Origin of the sequence: Neisseria sp. P0014.S002 (assembly GCF_051958295.1) — a bacterium.
Taxonomy (GTDB): domain Bacteria; phylum Pseudomonadota; class Gammaproteobacteria; order Burkholderiales; family Neisseriaceae; genus Neisseria; species Neisseria flavescens_B.
Genome location: NZ_JBQCVO010000087.1, coordinates 1 through 261, shown reverse-complemented (window position 1 = coordinate 261; position 261 = coordinate 1). Strand labels below are relative to the sequence as shown.

At 41.4% G+C, this 261-nt stretch carries 1 protein-coding gene; it reads right to left on the bottom strand.

Translation table 11 applies throughout. From position 1 onward, the window contains the following. Window positions 1-261, bottom strand: a 261-nt coding sequence (locus tag ACTHSX_RS10720; protein ID WP_440379677.1) for a hypothetical protein, incomplete at both ends; no start/stop codon positions are given.

The following is a 261-nucleotide window of genomic DNA, read 5'->3' as shown; positions in this document are numbered from 1 at the left end:
GCATAGACTGAGTCATCACCATCACCTGTAGTTAGGCTAGACTTAATCAACGCACCTAAGTCACCAGTACCACCTTTAGTACCAATTAAGATAACATCATTTTCGTTACCGTAAGTATCTTTAGTACCACCCGAAAAACGACGGTAGTAAGTGTAAGCAACATCCTTAGATACAGAGTTACCCGCTAAGTCTGTTTCAACTACAGAGTAATGTACTTTATTCGCTGTCGCACCTGAAGCAATACCCGTAGCAAACTCAAAC